General features: G+C 68.6%; 15 protein-coding genes. 14 read left to right on the forward strand and 1 reads right to left on the reverse strand.

The features are described 5' to 3' along the window. Positions 1-39: 39 nt before the first annotated feature. From araA to ACN8HC_RS04495, 6 genes are all read left to right on the forward strand, one after another. Positions 40-1,563 carry an L-arabinose isomerase gene (araA, locus tag ACN8HC_RS04470; protein WP_490073656.1) on the forward strand — a complete coding sequence of 508 codons (1,524 nt, stop codon included), beginning with the start codon at positions 40-42 and terminating at the stop codon, positions 1,561-1,563. Between the two features lie 27 nt (positions 1,564-1,590). Further along, positions 1,591-3,279, forward strand: coding sequence for a ribulokinase (gene araB, locus ACN8HC_RS04475; protein WP_490073657.1), 1,689 nt, complete (start codon positions 1,591-1,593; stop codon positions 3,277-3,279). Further along, positions 3,276-3,983, forward strand: coding sequence for an L-ribulose-5-phosphate 4-epimerase (locus ACN8HC_RS04480; RefSeq protein ID WP_490073658.1), 708 nt, complete (start codon positions 3,276-3,278; stop codon positions 3,981-3,983). Before araB ends, ACN8HC_RS04480 begins: the two co-directional genes overlap by 4 nt. 32 nt (positions 3,984-4,015) lie before the next feature. After that, a complete protein-coding gene (locus ACN8HC_RS04485) occupies positions 4,016-5,578 on the forward strand; it encodes an alpha-L-arabinofuranosidase B (protein ID WP_490073659.1) in 1,563 nt (520 codons plus the stop codon). Between the two features lie 107 nt (positions 5,579-5,685). Next, positions 5,686-6,285, forward strand: coding sequence for a recombination mediator RecR (gene recR, locus ACN8HC_RS04490; protein WP_490073660.1), 600 nt, complete (start codon positions 5,686-5,688; stop codon positions 6,283-6,285). Beyond that, positions 6,278-6,853 carry a DUF5063 domain-containing protein gene (locus ACN8HC_RS04495; RefSeq protein WP_490073661.1) on the forward strand — a complete coding sequence of 192 codons (576 nt, stop codon included), beginning with the start codon at positions 6,278-6,280 and terminating at the stop codon, positions 6,851-6,853. The genes recR and ACN8HC_RS04495 overlap by 8 nt, the downstream gene beginning before the upstream one ends. A gap of 9 nt (positions 6,854-6,862) precedes the next feature. Here the strand turns inward: ACN8HC_RS04495 and ACN8HC_RS04500 are convergent, their stop codons facing one another. Next, positions 6,863-7,747: a phosphatase PAP2 family protein gene (locus ACN8HC_RS04500; RefSeq protein ID WP_490073662.1), complete on the reverse strand. Its 885-nt coding sequence runs from the start codon at positions 7,745-7,747 to the stop codon at positions 6,863-6,865. A 237-nt stretch (positions 7,748-7,984) separates the two neighbouring features. Here ACN8HC_RS04500 and ACN8HC_RS04505 point away from each other — a divergent pair, with 237 nt between their 5' ends. The 8 genes from ACN8HC_RS04505 (at position 7,985) to ACN8HC_RS04540 (ending at position 17,297) form a co-directional block, all read left to right on the forward strand. Next, the gene (locus tag ACN8HC_RS04505; RefSeq protein WP_490073663.1) at positions 7,985-9,256 is read left to right on the forward strand and encodes an aspartate kinase; all 1,272 of its coding nucleotides are present in this window, start codon (positions 7,985-7,987) and stop codon (positions 9,254-9,256) included. Between the two features lie 138 nt (positions 9,257-9,394). After that, positions 9,395-10,432 (forward strand): aspartate-semialdehyde dehydrogenase, encoded by a 1,038-nt coding sequence (locus ACN8HC_RS04510; RefSeq protein WP_490073664.1) that lies wholly within the window; start codon positions 9,395-9,397, stop codon positions 10,430-10,432. Positions 10,433-10,434: 2 nt separating this feature from the next. Then, positions 10,435-11,496 (forward strand): aspartate-semialdehyde dehydrogenase, encoded by a 1,062-nt coding sequence (locus ACN8HC_RS04515; RefSeq protein ID WP_490073665.1) that lies wholly within the window; start codon positions 10,435-10,437, stop codon positions 11,494-11,496. Positions 11,497-11,529: 33 nt separating this feature from the next. Continuing rightward, positions 11,530-12,999: an ABC transporter substrate-binding protein/permease gene (locus tag ACN8HC_RS04520; RefSeq protein ID WP_490073666.1), complete on the forward strand. Its 1,470-nt coding sequence runs from the start codon at positions 11,530-11,532 to the stop codon at positions 12,997-12,999. Further along, the gene (locus ACN8HC_RS04525) at positions 12,996-13,778 is read left to right on the forward strand and encodes an amino acid ABC transporter ATP-binding protein (protein WP_490073667.1); all 783 of its coding nucleotides are present in this window, start codon (positions 12,996-12,998) and stop codon (positions 13,776-13,778) included. The genes ACN8HC_RS04520 and ACN8HC_RS04525 overlap by 4 nt, the downstream gene beginning before the upstream one ends. Positions 13,779-13,810: 32 nt before the next feature. After that, positions 13,811-14,788 carry a DUF2332 family protein gene (locus ACN8HC_RS04530; protein ID WP_490073695.1) on the forward strand — a complete coding sequence of 326 codons (978 nt, stop codon included), beginning with the start codon at positions 13,811-13,813 and terminating at the stop codon, positions 14,786-14,788. Positions 14,789-14,939: 151 nt separating this feature from the next. Next, positions 14,940-16,469 (forward strand): class I adenylate-forming enzyme family protein, encoded by a 1,530-nt coding sequence (locus ACN8HC_RS04535; RefSeq protein WP_490073668.1) that lies wholly within the window; start codon positions 14,940-14,942, stop codon positions 16,467-16,469. Further along, the gene (locus tag ACN8HC_RS04540; RefSeq protein WP_490073669.1) at positions 16,470-17,297 is read left to right on the forward strand and encodes an alpha-hydroxy-acid oxidizing protein; all 828 of its coding nucleotides are present in this window, start codon (positions 16,470-16,472) and stop codon (positions 17,295-17,297) included. Positions 17,298-17,348: the final 51 nt, after the last annotated feature.

Raw genomic sequence — 17,348 nt, forward strand, 5'->3', positions numbered from 1 at the left:
TGCCCGAATTCGCAGATCCGACAAGGGGAACCGACCATCATGTCCGACACACACATCGACCGGCGACCGTACGACGGTGCCACGGTCCGCTTCCTCACCGGGAGCCAGCACCTCTACGGACCTGAGACGCTCAAGCAAGTTGCCGCTCAGTCCGCCGAGCTGGTCGATGGCCTCAACGCCGACCCGGCGCTGCCGGTGCGGATCGAGTGGCAGCCGGTGCTCACCGACGCCGACGCGATCGAACGCGCCTGTCGGGACGCGTCCTCCGATCCCGGTTGCGTCGGTGTCATCGCGTGGATGCACACCTTCTCCCCGGCGAAGATGTGGATCCGGGGGCTCGGTGCGCTGGACAAGCCCCTGCTGCACCTGCACACGCAGGCCAATGAGCACGTGCCGTGGTCGACGCTCGACATGGACTTCATGAATCTCAACCAGGCAGCGCACGGGGACCGCGAATTCGGCTACATCGAAACCCGGCTCGGCATCGGCCGGGAGACGGTGGTCGGCCACGTGAGCGACGCCGCAGTCCGGGATCGGGTGACCCGCTGGACGCGGGTCGCCGTAGCCCGCCAGGCGCTGCACGGCATGCGGCTCGCCCGGATCGGGGACAACATGCGTGGGGTCGCGGTGACCGAGGGCGACAAGGTGGAAGCCGAGCGCCGGTTCGGCACCGCGGTCAACACCTACCCGGTGGGTGAGCTGGTGGCGGTCGTCGACGCGGTCGGTGAACCGGAAATCGATGAACTGGTCGCTGCTTACCTGGACGAGTATGACGTCGCCCCCGAGCTGCGGCCCGGCGGTGACCGGCACGACTCCCTGCGCTACGGCGCGCGCATCGAGGCGGGTCTGCGCCACTTCCTCGAAGAGGGCGGATTCGAAGCATTCACGACCAATTTCGAGGATCTCGGCGGCCTGCGGCAACTACCCGGCCTCGCCGTGCAGCGGCTGATGGCCGATGGCTACGGCTTCGGCGCCGAAGGCGACTGGAAGACCGCGATCCTGGTGCGGGCGGTCAAGGTCATGGGCGCCGGCCGGGCCGGGGCGACCTCCTTCATGGAGGACTACACCTACGACTTCGGTGCCGGGGAGCAGCGGATCGTCGGTGCGCACATGCTCGAGGTCTGCCCTACCATCGCGCAGCACCGGCCGACGCTGGAGATCCACCCGCTGGGGATCGGGGACCGGGAGGACCCCGTGCGGTTGCGCTTCACCGGCGCACCGGGGGACGGTCTGGTCGTCGGCATCTGCGACCTCGGCAACCGGATGCGCTTGGTCACCAACGTGATCGACGTCGTCGAGCCCGACCACCCGCTGCCGCAACTGCCGGTCGGATGCGCCGTGTGGACCCCGCGGCCCAGCCTGCCGGTATCGGCCGAGTGCTGGCTGACCGCCGGCGGCCCGCACCACACCGTGCTCTCGACCGCGGTGGACGAGTCGATGATCGAGACGTTCGCCGTGATGACCGGGACCGAGTTCGTGCTCATCGACGAGTGGACGACGGCCCGGGACTTCGCCCGCGACCTGCGGGTCAACGACCTCTACTACGCCCTCGCCACGCGCTGAGCGGCGTGCTGACGACAAGGAGTGGACATGCCCAGGGATGACAGCGCCGGCACCGAGCGATATGTCGTCGGGGTCGACTTCGGCACGCTGTCCGGTCGCGCGGTGGTCGTGCGCGTGCGCGACGGCCGGGAAATGGGTTCTGCTGTCCACGAATACCCCCACGCGGTGATCGACGACCGCCTCCCGGACACCGGTCCGGCCCTCCCGCCGGACTGGGCGCTGCAGGACCCGGCCGACTGGATCGGGGTGCTCCAGCACGCCATACCCGACGCGGTGGCCGCATCGGGCGTCGCGGCGTCGGCGATCATCGGCGTCGCCACCGATTTCACTGCGTGCACCGTGCTGCCGACCACCGCCGCTGGCGTGCCCCTGTCTCAGGTCGACGGCTACGAGCAGCGCCCGCACGCCTGGCCGAAGCTGTGGCGGCACCACGCGGCGCAGCCGCAGGCCGACCGGATCAACGATCTCGCGCACGCCCGCCGGGAGCCGTGGATCGCCCGGTACGGCGGCAAGATCTCCTCCGAGTGGCAGTTCGCCAAGGCGCTGCAGGTGCTCGAGGAGGACCGCGAGATCTATGACGCGACCGACCGCTGGATCGAGGCTGCCGACTGGATCGTCTGGCAGCTGACCGGTCAGGAGAGCCGCAACCCGTGCACCGCGGGCTACAAGGGCATCTTCCAGGACGGTGAGTATCCGTCCAAGGACTACCTGTCCGAACTGAACCCGTGCTTCGCCGACTTCCCGGCGACCCGGCTCGAACACCCGTTGACCCCGCTCGGCGCCTGTGCAGGACAGTTGACGGAGACCGCGGCGAGGTGGACCGGCCTGCGAGCCGGCACCGCGGTGGCCGCGGGCAACGTCGACGCCCACGTCAGTGCTCCGGCCGCAGGAGCGGTCCGCCCCGGTCAGCTGCTGGCGGTGATGGGCACGTCCACCTGCCACGTCATGTCGTCCGACGTGCTCGTCGAGGTGCCCGGCATGTGCGGTGTCGTCGACGGTGGCATCATCGACGGGCTCTACGGCTACGAGGCCGGTCAGAGCGGCGTCGGCGACATCTTCGCCTGGTGGGTCGAGCACAACGTCCCGGCCGGCTATGCGGACGCGGCCCGGGAGCGTGGCATCTCGTTGCACGAACACCTCACCGAGCTGACCGCGTCGGATCCGGTCGGGGCACACGGGTTGCTCGCGCTGGACTGGCAGAGCGGCAACCGGTCGGTGCTCGTCGATCACCACCTCAGCGGCCTCGTCCTCGGCCTCACCCTGGCGACCAGGCCCGAGCAGGTCTACCGCGCGCTGCTCGAGGCGACCGCGTTCGGCACCCGGCGGATCATCGACGAGTTCACCGCGGCCGGTGTACCGGTCGCCGAATTCGTCGCGTGCGGTGGGCTGTTGCAGAACTCGGTCCTCATGCAGCTGTATGCCGACGTCCTGGGCCGGCCCATCTCGGTCGCCACGAGCGCTCAGACGCCCGCGCTGGGGTCGGCCATCCATGCGGCGGTCGCTGCCGGTGCGTATCAGGACGTGCCGGCGGCGGCCGCATCCATGGGCAGCGTGCAGCGTGACGCCTATCTGCCGGACGCGAGCCGGCATGCGGCATACAGCGCCCTGTACGAGGAGTACTGCCGGCTGCACGACTACTTCGGCCGGCCCGAGCCGGACGGTGGCAACGAGGTCATGCACCGGCTTCGCGCGATCCGGGACGAGGCCGGGAAATGACGACGGCGCAAGGGCTTCCGGACATCGCCGAGGCGCGGGCGCAGGTCGCGCGGCTGCACCAGGAGCTGGTCCGCTACCAGCTCGTGGCCTGGACCTCGGGCAACGTCTCCGCCCGGGCGTTCGACGGCGAATGCGAGGTGCTGGTGATCAAACCGTCCGGCCTGTCGTATGACGACATCACGCCGGACGCGATGGTCGTGTGTTCGCTGGACGGCGAGCTGCTGGACGGCGAACTGGCACCGTCGAGCGATACCGCCTCGCACGCCTACGTCTACCGCCACATCCCGGACGTCGGCGGTGTGGTGCACACGCACTCGCCATACGCCTGCGCCTGGGCGGCCGTCGGCGAGCCGATCCCGTGCGTGCTCACCGCGATGGCCGACGAGTTCGGCGGCCCGATCCCGGTCGGGCCGTTCGCCGTCATCGGCGACGACTCCATCGGCCGCGGGATCGTGGAAACGCTTGCTGGCCAACGGTCCCCGGCGGTGCTGATGGCCGGACACGGTGTCTTCACGATCGGTCCGGACGCGCGCTCGGCGGTGAAGTCGGCGGTGATGTGTGAGGACGTCGCCCGCAGCGTGCACCTCGCCCGCCAGCTCGGGACACCGCGTCCGATCCCCGCCGAGATCGTCGACCGGCTCTACGACCGCTATCAACACGTCTACGGCCAGAAGCTGGCCGCCTCAGGCAACTCGAATCGCTGAAAACCCCCACCAATGCAAGGAGTTGACCGCAATTGTCCAGATTTACCCGACCCTTCACGCGACGCCGTGCCGCACTCGCGGCCGTCGCAGTCCCCGTCCTGATGACCGGTGCGCTCGCCGTCGGCGGCGGGTCCGCTCACGCCACCCCGGCCAAGCAGGGCCCGTGCGACATCTACGCGCAGGGCGGCACACCCTGTGTCGCTGCCCACAGCACCACCCGGGCGCTCTACGGGGCGTATGACGGGCCGCTCTACCAGGTGCAGCGCGCCTCGGACGGCGCGACGTACGACGTGCGGCCGATCAGCCGAGGCAGCTACGCCGACACCAAGACCCAGGACAGCTTCTGCGCCGCGACCAGTTGCGTGATCACGGTCATCTACGACCAGTCCGGCCACGGCAACGACCTCACCCAGGCGCCGCCCGGCGGTTTCTCCGGGCCGGAGGCGGGCGGCTACGACAAGCTCGCGGACGCCACCGCGGCGCCGGCATACATCAACGGGCACAAGGTGTATGGCGTGAAGATCACCCCGGGCACCGGCTACCGCGACAACCACACCAACGGCATCGCGACCGGTGACGACCCCGAGGGAGAGTACGCGATCCTGGACGGCACGCAGTACAACCGCGGCTGCTGCTTCGACTACGGCAACGCCGAGACCGACAGCCACGACGACGGCAACGGGACGATGGAGGCGATCTACTTCGGCAACAGCCCCTACTGGGGATCGGGTGCCGGTGCCGGGCCGTGGATCATGGCCGACCAGGAGAACGGCCTGTTCTCGGGGGTCAACCCGGGCCAGAACGTCAACGACCCGTCGGTCCGTGACCGCTTCCTCACCGCGATGGTGGACGGCGGCCACAACGAGTGGTCGATCCGGGGCGGCAACGCGCAGACCGGTGAGCTGAACACCTATTACCACGGTGTCCGGCCGGCGGCAGCGGGTTACAACCCGATGAAGAAGCAGGGCGCGATCATCCTCGGCATCGGCGGCGACAACAGCGTCAGCGCCACCGGCACGTTCTACGAGGGCGCGATGACCTCCGGCTACCCGACTGAGGCGACCGAGAACGCCGTACAGGCCAACATCGCCGGGACGAAGTACACCGCGCCCGCCGTACCGCTGCAGGACGGGAAGAAGGTCTATCTGGAGGCAACCGGTCCGGGCGAGTCGGGCAAGTTCATGACGGCAGATGTGACTGGCGACGCCGTCGACGTGGAGGCGGTCACCAGTAGCAGCCCGGCGGACGTGCAGCTCGCGGCGCAATGGGTGGAGACGCCGGGGCTGGCCGATCCGTCGTGCGTCTCGCTGGAATCGGTCGCCGACCCGGGCTACTACCTGCGGCACTACAGCTGGGTCGCCAAGGTCGAGCCGAACGACACGACCACGCAATACGCACAGGACGCGACGTTCTGCCCGAAGACCGGCAACAGCGGCACGGGGACGTCGTTCCAGTCGGTCAATTACCCGACACGCTACCTGCGCGACTACCAGGGCGCGGTCGACGTGGCCAGCAACGGCGGCTGGCTCGCCTGGGACGACCCGACCAATTGGGCCGCGGACAGCAGCTGGCTGGAGCTGACCGCCCTGCCCTGACGGCAGACCGACCCGCCGCCCCGCGCCCTTCCCGTCACCGACGGGAAGGGCCCGGCACGGTGCGCCGCCGCAGGTGACATCGCGGCCGAGGATTAGGCTCGATCACTGTGTATGAAGGTGTGGTCCAGGACCTGATCGACGAGCTCGGCAAGCTGCCGGGCGTGGGTCCGAAGTCGGCGCAGCGCATCGCCTTCCACCTGTTGCAGGCCGACCCCGCCGACGTGACCCGGCTGACCGAGGTGCTCACCGTCGTGCGGGAGAAGGTCCGCTTCTGCGAGCGCTGCTTCAACGTCGCCGAGGACGCGCTCTGCCGCATCTGTCAGGACCCGCGTCGCGACGACAAGTTGATCTGCGTGGTCGAGGAGCCCAAGGACGTCGTCGCGGTCGAGCGCACCCGGGAGTTCCGCGGCCGTTACCACGTGCTCGGCGGCGCCATCAGCCCGATCGACGGCATCGGCCCGGACGACCTGAAGATCACCGAGCTGGTCCGCCGCCTCGGCGCGGAGCCGATCGAGGAGGTCATCCTCGCCACCAACCCCAACCTCAACGGCGAGGCCACCGCGACCTACCTCTCGCGGCTGCTGCGCACCATGGGATTGCGCGTCACGCGGCTGGCTTCCGGGCTGCCCGTCGGGGGAGACTTGGAGTATGCCGACGAAGTGACCCTCGGCCGAGCATTCGAAGGACGGAGAGTTGTCGATGCCTGAGACACCTGACACCGAAGCCCTGCAGGTCGGAGCACTGGCCGCGGAGACCGCGCAGGACGCGCGGGCCTTCTGTGAGTCGGTCCGCCAGCTCGCCGCGGGGTCGGCGCCCGACACGGCACTGCCGCTGATGCTGCTGATGTTGTCGGAGCTGCAGGTCGCCGGGGCGCGGCTGGGCGCCATACAGGACGTGCTGCCCGAGGAGCGTTATGAAGCCGACCCCGGCCCCGAGAGCAACCTGGACGCTCTGCGAATGGGGCTGGCCAACATGCTCGACGGCATCGACGACTACGCCGACGTCGTGGACCCGGTGACCTCGATCGAGCCGGCGCGGGGTGCGCTGTCCGACGATCTGGCCGACATCGTCGGCGCCCTCGAGCACGGGCTCGCGCACTTCGAGAGCGGCCGACTGAGTGAAGCGCTCTGGTGGTGGCAGTTCAGCTACCTGTCGCAGTGGGGCGTGCGCTCGTCGTCCGCGCTGCGCGTGGTGCAGACGATCCTCGGGCACCTGCGGCTGGACGCCGACGAGGAGACAGTGGCCGACGCGGAGTTCGAGGCGCTCCACCCCTGAACGTCGCCGTCAGACGGCGGACGGGGCTCGGTCGTCCTCGGCGGGAGCCACGATGTCCGGCGTCTCCTCGGTGCGGAGGAGCTCCTCCTTGCCACGCGCGGGACTCCACGGGCTGTGCCCGAAGAGCAGCCACGCGGCGAAGACCGAGACGGCCACGCAGAGGTAGCCGGCGAACGCGTCGAAGATGAAGTGGTTGGCGGTCGCCATCACCACGAAGATCGTCCAGCACGCATAGAGCAGGCCGACCGTGCGGACCAGCCGGTGGCGGGCGACGAAGAAGAGCGACAGGCCGACCCACAGCGCCCACGCGCAGTGCAGGCTCGGCATTGCGGCGTAGAGGTTGGAGTGATCCGAGACCGTCGTGCTGGCCCAGGACCCCGGGGTGTGGAAGTAGACCACCGTGTCGACGAAGCCGCTTCCCTGCAGCAGGCGCGGCGGTGCCATCGGGAAGATCCAGAAGCCGCTCAGTCCGAGGATGGTGGTGAACGCGAGCACCGTGCGCGCGGTCTTGTAGACCCGGCGGTGCTGCCAGAACAGCCAGATCAGGACGCTGCCGGTCACCGGCAGGTGGAAGAACGAGTAGTCGTAGTTGGCCAGTTGCGCGAGCCAGTGGTGATGCATCACGAACCGGTTGAGCATCAGCTCGACGTCGAACTCGATGGACTGCTCGAAGTGGAACAGAGCCCAGCCATGGTCCATCGCCGCCTGCCGGTGCAACGGCACCAGGTCGCGGAGGTATTCGTAGACCATGTCGAGCGCGACGACGAGGATGACCTCGAACCACCAGCGCGGCGGTCGGTAGGCGCGCCAGCCGAGCGGCAGCAGCGCCGGGCCGGACTCGGCGCGACGCTGCGGGACAGTGAGGTCGCCGACCCCCTCCGGACTACTCGACACACGCCGATTCTGTCACCGATGTCTCACACGTCGAAATCGCGGCGCGGCCACGGTGTGTTCACCGCCGGGCAGTCGGGCGCGCGGCTGAACGTACGTCCACAACCTGGACAAACGGTCCGCCATACGGGCGCCGGAATCGCGACCAGGAGCCGCCGGTAGACTCGGTGTCCCGCCCAGCAGGTCCGTGTGAGCCCTCGGGTGGTTGTGCAACCCGACCCCCGAAGGGAATCTCGAGCAGTGCCTCTCGTGGTCCAGAAGTATGGCGGATCCTCGCTCGCGGACGCCGAAAGCATCAAGCGAGTCGCCCGACGCATCGTCGACACGCGCAAGGCCGGCAATCAGGTCTGCGTCGTGGTCTCGGCCATGGGAGACACGACGGACGAGCTGCTCGAGCTGGCCGACGCGGTGTCGCCCGCGCCGCCGGAGCGCGAGCTCGACATGTTGCTCACGGCCGGTGAGCGGATGTCGATGGCGCTGGTCTCGATGGCGATCGCCAATCTCGGTGATTCGGCCCGGTCGTTCACCGGCTCGCAGGCCGGTGTCATCACCGACGACACGCACGGCAAGGCGCGCATCATCGACGTCACACCGGGCCGCATCACGGACGCGCTCGCCGACGGCCACATCGTGATCGTCGCCGGCTTCCAGGGCGTCAGCCAGAACACCAAGGAGATCACCACGCTCGGTCGCGGCGGCTCCGACACCACCGCGGTGGCGCTCGCGGCGGCCCTCAAGGCGGACGTCTGCGAGATCTACACGGACGTCGACGGCATCTTCACCGCCGACCCGCGCATCGTGCCCACCGCACGCAAGATCGACCGCATCAGCAACGAGGAAATGCAGGAGATGGCCGCGTCGGGCGCCAAGGTCCTGATGTTGCGCTGCGTCGAATACGCCCGACGGTTCAACCTGCCGATCCACGTACGCTCCTCGTTCAGCTACCGCGAGGGCACCTGGGTCCATCCCGCAGCAGAAGGAGAAGACGACGTGGAAGCCCCGATCATCGCCGGTGTGGCACACGACCGCAGCGAGGCCAAGGTCACGGTCGTCGGTGTCAAGGACACGCCGGGCAGCGCCGCGGCGATCTTCAACCTGATCTCCGCCCAACAGGTCAACATCGACATGATCGTCCAGAACGTCTCGGCCGTCGCCACGGGCCGCACCGACGTGTCGTTCACGCTCCCCAAGACCGACGGGCAGCGCGCGGTGCAGGCACTGCAGGACGCCAAGTCCGAGCTGGGTTTCGAGTCGCTGCAGTATGACGACCAGATCGGCAAGCTCTCGCTCGTCGGGTCCGGCATGCGCAGCCACCCAGGTGTCTCGGCCACACTCTTCCAGGCGCTCGCCGACGCCGGCATCAACATCGAGATGATCTCGACCTCGGAGATCCGGGTGTCGGTCGTGACCAAGGGCGACCTGCTGGACGACGCGGTGCGCGCCGTGCACACGGCGTTCGGACTGGACTCCAGTGAAGGGGAAGCAGTGGTCTACGGAGGCACCGGACGATGAAAGTCACCCCACAAAGTTCTCCTCCGCTCCGTCACCCCACGAAGTTCTCCCCCGCTCCGCTCCCCCGATACTTCGTGGGGACCCCGACTCGCTCGTCCGATACTTTGCGGGGACCCCGATCGTGACTGAAGGAATTCCATGGGATTGAACATCGGTGTGGTGGGCGCCACCGGACAGGTCGGCGGCGTCGTGCTGAAGCTGCTGGCGGAGCGCAACTTCCCGGTCGGTGAGCTGCGGCTCTTCGCCTCGGCTCGCTCGGCCGGCCGCGAGATCGACTGGCAGGGCAAGCGTTTGGTGGTCGAGGACGCCGCAACGGCGGACCCGGCCGGACTCGACATCGCGATCTTCTCCGCGGGCGCGACCACCTCCCGCGAGCAGGCGCCCCGCTTCGCCGCTGCCGGCGTCACGGTGATCGACAACTCATCCGCCTGGCGCAAGGACCCCGAGGTGCCGCTCGTCGTCTCCGAGGTCAACCCGCAGGAGATCGCCGATCCGCCCAAGGGCATCATCGCCAATCCCAACTGCACCACGATGGCCGCGATGCCGGTGCTCAAGCCGCTCGCCGAGGCCGCCGGGCTGCGCCGGCTGATCGTCGCGAGCTACCAGGCCGTGTCCGGATCGGGGCTCGCCGGTGTCGAAGAGCTGGCCGGGCAGATCCGTCAGGGCGTCGAAGGCAATCTGGAGGCGCTCACACACGACGGCGACGCCGTCGAGCTCGGCCCGGCGAAGAAGTATGTCGCCCCGATCGCCTACAACGTGCTGCCGATGGCCGGGTCCATCGTGCCGGACGGCAGCGAGGAGACGGACGAGGAGCAGAAGCTGCGCAACGAGTCGCGCAAGATCCTCGGGCTGCCCGACCTCGCGGTCGCCGGCACGTGCGTGCGGGTGCCGGTCTTCACCGGGCACTCCCTGGCGATCCACGCCGAGTTCGACAAGCCGATCACCCCGGACGAGGCGCGCGAGCTGCTCGCCGTCGCACCGGGCGTCGTGGTGACCGACGTGCCGACGCCGTTGGAGGCGGCCGGCAAGGATCCGTCATACGTCGGACGCATCCGGCAGGACCAGTCAGTGCCCGACGGCAAGGGCCTGGTGCTCTTCGTCTCCGGTGACAACCTGCGAAAGGGTGCTGCCCTCAACACGATCCAGATCGCCGAGGTCATCGCCGCGGGGCGCTGAGCATGGTCGGGGGCAAGCCCACGCTCGCGGTGGTCGGTGCGACCGGCGTGGTCGGACTGTCGCTGCTGTCGCTGCTACCGACCCGGGACGACCTCTGGGGCGAGATCCGGCCGATCGCGTCCAGCAGGTCGTCGGGTCGCCGCGTGTCGATCCTCGGCAAGGACACCGTCGTTCGTGAGCTGAGCGTCGACTCCTTCGTCGGCGTCGATGTCGTGGTCATGGCGGTGCCCGCCATGGTGGCGGCCAAATGGGCGCCCATCGCCGTGGAAGCCGGGGCGGTCGTCGTCGACAGCTCCGGCAGCTTCAGCCACGAGTCGGACGTGCCGCTCGTCGTCCCGGAGATCAACCCGGATGCGGCGCGGCAGCCACCGGCCGGCATCGTCGCCAGCCCGAGCGCCGCCACCCTGATGATGGTCGGTGCGCTCCATTCGCTGCACAGCGCCTGGCAGCTCACGTCGGCCGTGGTCACCACGTTCCAGGCAGTGACCGACGCGGGGGTGGGCGGCGCGTTGCGGTTGTACGACGAAACCATGGAACTCGCCGGCAACCAAAGTGTCGGCCAGTCACCCGGCGACGTGCGCCGGATGCTGTCCGACCTCGGCGCGTCACCGTTCCTCGCGCCGATCGCGTTCAACGTCATCCCCTGGGTCGGTGACGAGGCGGATGCCGGAGCCACCACCTCCGAGAGCGCGGTGCGTGACGAGTTACGCACGCTGCTGCGCGTCTCGCATCTGCCGGTCGCGGTCACGTGCGTCCAGGTGCCCGTGGTGCGGACACACTCGGTGTCCGTGCACGCGACCTTCGCCGCCGACACGGACCGCGACGACGCGGTGCGGATCCTCACGGAGTCGCCGAACTCCGTTGTGGTCCTGGATGATTCGGCCCAATCAATGGATGACGCGTGGCCGACGCCGGTGGACGTCGTGGGCGCGGACCCGATCTTCGCGGGCCGGGTGCGCCGAATCCCCGGCTTTCCCAACTCGATCGAGCTGTTCATCTGCGCCGACAACCTGCGCAAGGGATCGGCCCTCAACCTGTTGCAGCTCGCCGAGCTGACCGTCTGAGCCCATACGATTTCGAAATCGTATAATTAGGTAGTGCATAAGACCCGGTTATCTCTCGCGCGCCTTGCCGCACTCCTCGCATCCCTCTTCCTCGGCTTGGGAATCCTTGCGACTCCGGCCGCCCAGGCGACGCCGCAGACCGCACCGGCTGCCGGGCTGCCCAAGGTGTTGCGCGTCGGGACCGAGGGTGTGTACCCGCCGTTCAGCTACCACGACAGTTCGGGCAAGCTCACCGGCTTCGACGTCGACCTGATCAGCCTGATCGGCAAGCGGCTCGGCGTGAAGGTCCAGTTCGTCCAGACGCCATGGGATTCGATGTTCGCGGCGCTGGAGGCGCGCCGGATCGACCTGGTCGCCAATGAGGTCACCCTCAACCCGGAACGCCAGGCGAAGTACGACCTGTCGACGCCATACATGACCACCACGGGTGTCGTCGTCGTCGCGTCGGGCAACACCTCGATCAAGGGCCTGCAGGACCTCAAGGGCAAGAAGGCCGCCGAGAACACCACGAGCAACTGGGCCGCGACCGCCCGGCACGCCGGTGCGCAGATCGTCTCGGTGACCGCGATGGACAAGGCGGTCGCGGCACTCACCGCCGGCCGGGTGGACGCGATGGTCAACGACGAGCTGGCGGTGAAGAACTACCTCAACACCACCGGCAACACCGGCGTGAAGATCGTTGCCACTACTGACGACAAGAGCCAGTCGGTCTTCGCTGCCCGGAAGGGCAGTGGCTACCTGCCGGCCATCGACAAAGAGATCGCCGCCATGCGGCAGGACGGCTCGCTGGCGAAGATCTACAACCAGTACTTCGGCTCCAAGGCGGAGCAGAAGTCGACGACCAGCGATTGGCAGATCGTCAAGGACAACGCGTGGCCGATGCTGCTGGCGACCTTGAAGACGACGATCCCCCTGACCGCCATCAGTTTCGTCATCGGCGTGCTCATCGCGGTGGGCATCGCGCTGCTGCGGCGGTCCAGAGTGTTGGTGCTCTCGGCCATCGCGCGGGTCTACATCTCGATCATCCGGGGGACACCGCTGTTGGTGCAGCTGGTGATCGTCTTCTTCGCGTTGCCGCAGATCGGGGTGAAGTTCAGCCCGTTCTGGTCGGCGGTGATCGCGTTGAGTCTCAACGTGGGCGGGTATGGCGCGGAGATCGTGCGCTCGGCGATCTCGTCGGTGCCCAAGGGACAGTGGGAGGCGGCCGAGACGATCGGCATGAGTTACCGCCGCGCCCTGCAGCGGGTGATCCTCCCGCAAGCCGCCCGCATCGCCGTGCCGCCGCTCGGCAACTCGTTGGTCTCCCTGGTGAAGGACACCTCGCTCACCTCGGTGATCCTGGTCGCGGACCTCTTCCAGAAGGCACAGGACGCGGCGGCCCCGACCTACAGCTATCTGGCGCTGTACTCGGCGGCGGCCGTTTATTACTGGGTGATCTGCCTCATCCTCAACGCCCTGCAGGGGCGCCTCGAATTCCGGCTGAACAGGTATGTCGCAGTATGAAAAACACCTTGCTGGAGGCCACTTCGGTGGCCAAGAAGTTCGGTGACCACCGGGTCATCAAGGACATCTCGTTCACCGTGGACAAGGGCACGGTGACCGTCATCATCGGTCCCTCGGGGTCGGGCAAGACGACGCTGCTGCGCGGGCTCAACGCGCTGGAGCGTCCGGACAGCGGGGTCGTGCGCATCGGTGACGTGTCAGTGGATTTCGCTGCCTTGCACGTGTCGCGACGCGGCCGGCTCAGCGGGCCGGACCGGGAGCTGATCCGGCGCTACCAGGCGCGCAGCGGGATGGTGTTCCAGAGCCACAATCTGTTCCCGCACCGCACGGCGTTGCAGAACGTCACGGAGGGCCCGATCGTCGTGCAGGGCAAGCCGGCGGAACAGGCCGAGGCCGAGGCCCGAGCCCTGCTGGACAAGGTCGGCCTGGCCGATCAGGCCGACACATACCCGTTCCAGCTGTCCGGCGGCCAGCAGCAGCGGGTGGGCATCGCCCGTGCGCTCGCGCTGGAGCCCGACCTGCTGCTCTTCGACGAGCCCACGTCGGCCCTCGACCCCGAGCTGGTCGGCGGAGTGCTGGAGGTCATCCGCGATCTGGCGGCCGAAGGTCGCACGATGGTGCTGGTCACCCACGAGATCCGCTTCGCGCGCGACGTGGCGGACGACGTGCTCTTCATCGATGACGGAGTCGTGGTCGAGCGCGGTGCGCCCGCCGACGTCATCGATCGCCCGCGTGAGGAGCGGACCAGGTCGTTCCTGCACCGCATGCTGGAGGTATGACGGGCGCCGGCCCCGGTTACATTGACCGGACCATGACCGTTGTCGCCGAGTGCCGCGCCGCCTTCGCGGCTGCCGCCCACCGCTTCTCGGGCGCGCTCTACCGGCACTGGTGCGCATTGGCCGGTGCCGAGACGGGTGCCGACGACCGGACGTTCACCGCCTTCACGGCATACGGGCTGGACTTCGGCGACTGGCGCGCGGCGCAGCGTCTGCTTCGCGCGACCAGTCTGGACCTTCGGCTGACCGGGCGGGACCGGCCGCTCGCGGCATACTTCCCGGTCCTGGACGGCACGCTGCCGCCGGATCATCGCTCCTACCAGCTCTGGACCGAACGCCTGCGGGACCGCCGCGGCCCGATCGGCCGGCTGCTGCAGGAAGATCTGGTCCCGCTGAACGATCCCCAGGCGGGCGTGCGCATGCTGCGGCTCGCCGACCGCTATCTGCGCGAGACCTTCACCGGCCCACTGATCCTCGAGCTGGTCTGCGTCGGCGCGGCGGCCGGGTTCGAACTCGTCGCCGACTCCGTCGAGCCGGATCTGCTCGCCGGGCACCGCATCTCGGCTCGCCGAGGTTTCGACATACACCCGCTCGACCCGCGCCGCGACGGCGTGCTCGACCGCATGCTGGCCATGCTCGAGCCGGAGCAGGTCGCGGCCGAGGAACGGATCCGCCGTGCCGCGCGACTGGTCGACGAGCAGGACGTGGTCGTGTCACGGCGTGACGCGTTCGACGTGGTGGCGGCACCCGGCTTCGGCTTCGGCCGGCTGCCGCTGGTGTTCGGCTCGTCGTTCCTGTGCACGATGGACGAGCGCGGCCGGATGGACGAGTTGATGCGGGCGCGCCACGCGGAGGGCATCTGGATCTGCGACGAAGCGGTGGCCGTGCTGCGGTCGGTGAGTGATTCACCGATCCTGGCCGATACTCCCGGCGGTGCTCGTGCGACCCGGTTGGCGCACTACCGGGCGNTGGATCTGCGACGAAGCGGTGGCCGTGCTGCGGTCGGTGAGTGATTCACCGATCCTGGCCGATACTCCCGGCGGTGCTCGTGCGACCCGGTTGGCGCACTACCGGGCGGGGGAACTCCTCGCCGAGGTCGTCGAGCTGGTCCCCTGACGTCGCTTTCGGGGACACTTCGCCGCGCCGCGCGTAACATCCGAGAACATGGAGTTCCCGCTCATTGTCCGCGACTTTCTCGAGCGCGCGGAGACGGTCTATGGCGATCGTGTCGCAATTGTCGACGAACCGGCCCAACCCGCACCCCCGTTCGACGGCGGCTCGATCACCTATCGGCGGATGGGGCAGCTCGCCCGCGCCCAGGCGGCGGGTCTCGACGCGATGGGGGTGCCGGTCGGCGCCCGGGTCGCGATCGTCTCGCACAACGGCGCGCGGCTGCTGACGTCGTTCTTCGGGATCAGCGGATACGGGCGCATCCTGGTGCCGGTCAACTTCCGGCTGTCCGTGCCCGAAGTGCAGTACATCGTCCAGCACTCCGGTGCCGAGGTGCTGATGGTGGATCCCGAGCTGCGGCAGCTGCTCGACGAGGTCGACTGCGAGCGGAAGTTCGTCCTCGGCGAATCGGATGGTGTCGTCTGGGGTGCGACGGAGGAGCCGCAGCCCTGGGCAGGTGACGAGCACGCCACTGCGACGATCAACTACACCTCGGGCACGACCGCCCGGCCGAAGGGTGTGCAGCTCACCCATCGCAACAACTGGCTCAACGCAACGGTTTTCGGTTGGCAGGCAACCGTTTCCGACGATGACGTCTATCTGCACACGCTGCCGATGTTCCATGCGAACGGCTGGGGCATGCCGTTCGCCGTCACCGGCATGGGCGGCCGGCACATCGTGCTGCGGAAGGTCGACGGTGCGGAGATCCTGCGGCGCGTCGACACGCACGGGGTGACCCTGATGTGTGCGGCGCCGGCCGTCGTGGCCGCCGCGCTGGACGCTGCCCGCGACTGGGACGGGCCGGTCCCCGGGCGCGACCGCACCCGGATCGTGGTCGCGGGTGCGCCGCCGCCGACCCGGACCATCGAGCGGGTGCGCGACGAACTGGGCTGGGAGTTCATCCAGATCTACGGCTTGACCGAGACCGCGCCCCTGCTCACGATGAGCCGGATGCGTGCGGAGTGGGCCGACCTGTCGCCGACCGATCAGGCCCGCAAGCTCGGCCGCGCCGGCTATCCCGCCGTCGGCGTGCGGCTGGCGGTGGACGAGTCCGGGGAGGTGCTGGCGCAGACCAACCACAACCTCGAGGCCTACTGGGACAACCCGGAGGCAACCGCAACTGCGTTGGCGGACAACTGGTTCCACACCGGCGACGGCGGGATGATCGAGGACGGCGCGCTGGTGATCGCGGACCGCAAGAAGGACGTCATCATCTCCGGCGGTGAGAACGTGTCGTCCATCGAGGTGGAGGACGTGCTGATGTCGCACCCGGCGGTGCGGGAGGTCGCCGTCATCGGCATACCCGACGACAAGTGGGGTGAGCTCGTGACCGCACTGGTCGTGCCGGAGAAGGAGGTCACCGCCGAGGAGTTGATCGCGCACGCGCGGGAGTCGCTCGCCCGCTACAAGGTGCCCAAACGGGTGGAGTTCCGCGATGAGCTGGCCCGGACGGCGACCGGGAAACTGCAGAAATTCAAGCTGCGGCAACCGTATTGGGCCGACGCGGAGAAGCAGGTCAACTGAGTGTCGCCGCCGCGCGACCTCACCGGCATCGGACGTGCCGTCCAGGGCGCGATCTACCGCGCCGGCGCACATGGCCACAAGCCCAAGGTGCCGGTCGAGCCGGCCAGGTTGTATGACGCAGCCCGTCGCCGGATGAGCCGCGAGGCATGGGCATATGTCGCCGGGAGTGCCGGGATGCAACGCACCGATCGGGCGAACACCGCAGCGTTCGAGCGGTATTCGATCGTCCCGCGCATGTTGCGGGACGTCTCGGAACGCTCGCTCGGAGTGCGTCTCTTCGGACGCGACCTGCCCGCGCCGCTGCTGTTCGCGCCGATCGGAGTCCTCGAGTTGGTGCACCGCGACGCGGAGATCGCCGTCGCGCAGGCAACGCGGGCACTCGGTCTGCCGATGGTCCTGTCCACGCAGGGGTCGGTGCCGATGGAGGAGACCGTGGCCGCACTCGGCGCCGGTTCGATGTGGTATCAGCTCTATTGGAGCAACAACGACGAGTTGGCGAGATCGCTGGTCATGCGAGCGGAAGCCGCCGGCGCGCGGGCGATCGTCGTCACGCTCGACACGCACCTGCTGGGCTGGCGCACCCGCGACCTCGACCTGGGTTATCTGCCGTTCGCTCGAGGGCTGGGGATCGCGCAGTACCTGTCCGACCCGGTCTTCCAGCAGCTCGTCCGTGACCGAGTGGCTCCCGCCGGGTCGAGCGTCGTCCTGAGTAGCCGCGAGGGACGAGCGGCGTATCGAAGGGTAGCGGAGGAGCGCAGCGGGGGAGATGCTCCTATATCTGTCAAGCGGCGTTTTGGAGTGGTTGTTCGGCCGGGACTGGCAGGGTGACAGATTCGGTGAGGGCGTCGCGGATGAGGTGCTGGATGTGGCGTGCGAGGT

This window comes from Flexivirga sp. YIM B11880 (genome assembly GCF_058148645.1).

Excerpts from the sequence above, each read along its gene's own strand:
- araA (WP_490073656.1), top strand. The coding sequence starts at position 40 with ATGTCCGACACACACATCGACCGGCGACCGTACGACGGTGCCACGGTC.
- araB (WP_490073657.1), top strand. The coding sequence starts at position 1,591 with ATGCCCAGGGATGACAGCGCCGGCACCGAGCGATATGTCGTCGGGGTC.
- ACN8HC_RS04480 (WP_490073658.1), top strand. The coding sequence starts at position 3,276 with ATGACGACGGCGCAAGGGCTTCCGGACATCGCCGAGGCGCGGGCGCAG.
- ACN8HC_RS04495 (WP_490073661.1), top strand. The coding sequence starts at position 6,278 with ATGCCTGAGACACCTGACACCGAAGCCCTGCAGGTCGGAGCACTGGCC.
- ACN8HC_RS04510 (WP_490073664.1), top strand. The coding sequence starts at position 9,395 with ATGGGATTGAACATCGGTGTGGTGGGCGCCACCGGACAGGTCGGCGGC.
- ACN8HC_RS04515 (WP_490073665.1), top strand. The coding sequence starts at position 10,435 with ATGGTCGGGGGCAAGCCCACGCTCGCGGTGGTCGGTGCGACCGGCGTG.
- ACN8HC_RS04525 (WP_490073667.1), top strand. The coding sequence starts at position 12,996 with ATGAAAAACACCTTGCTGGAGGCCACTTCGGTGGCCAAGAAGTTCGGT.
- ACN8HC_RS04535 (WP_490073668.1), top strand. The coding sequence starts at position 14,940 with ATGGAGTTCCCGCTCATTGTCCGCGACTTTCTCGAGCGCGCGGAGACG.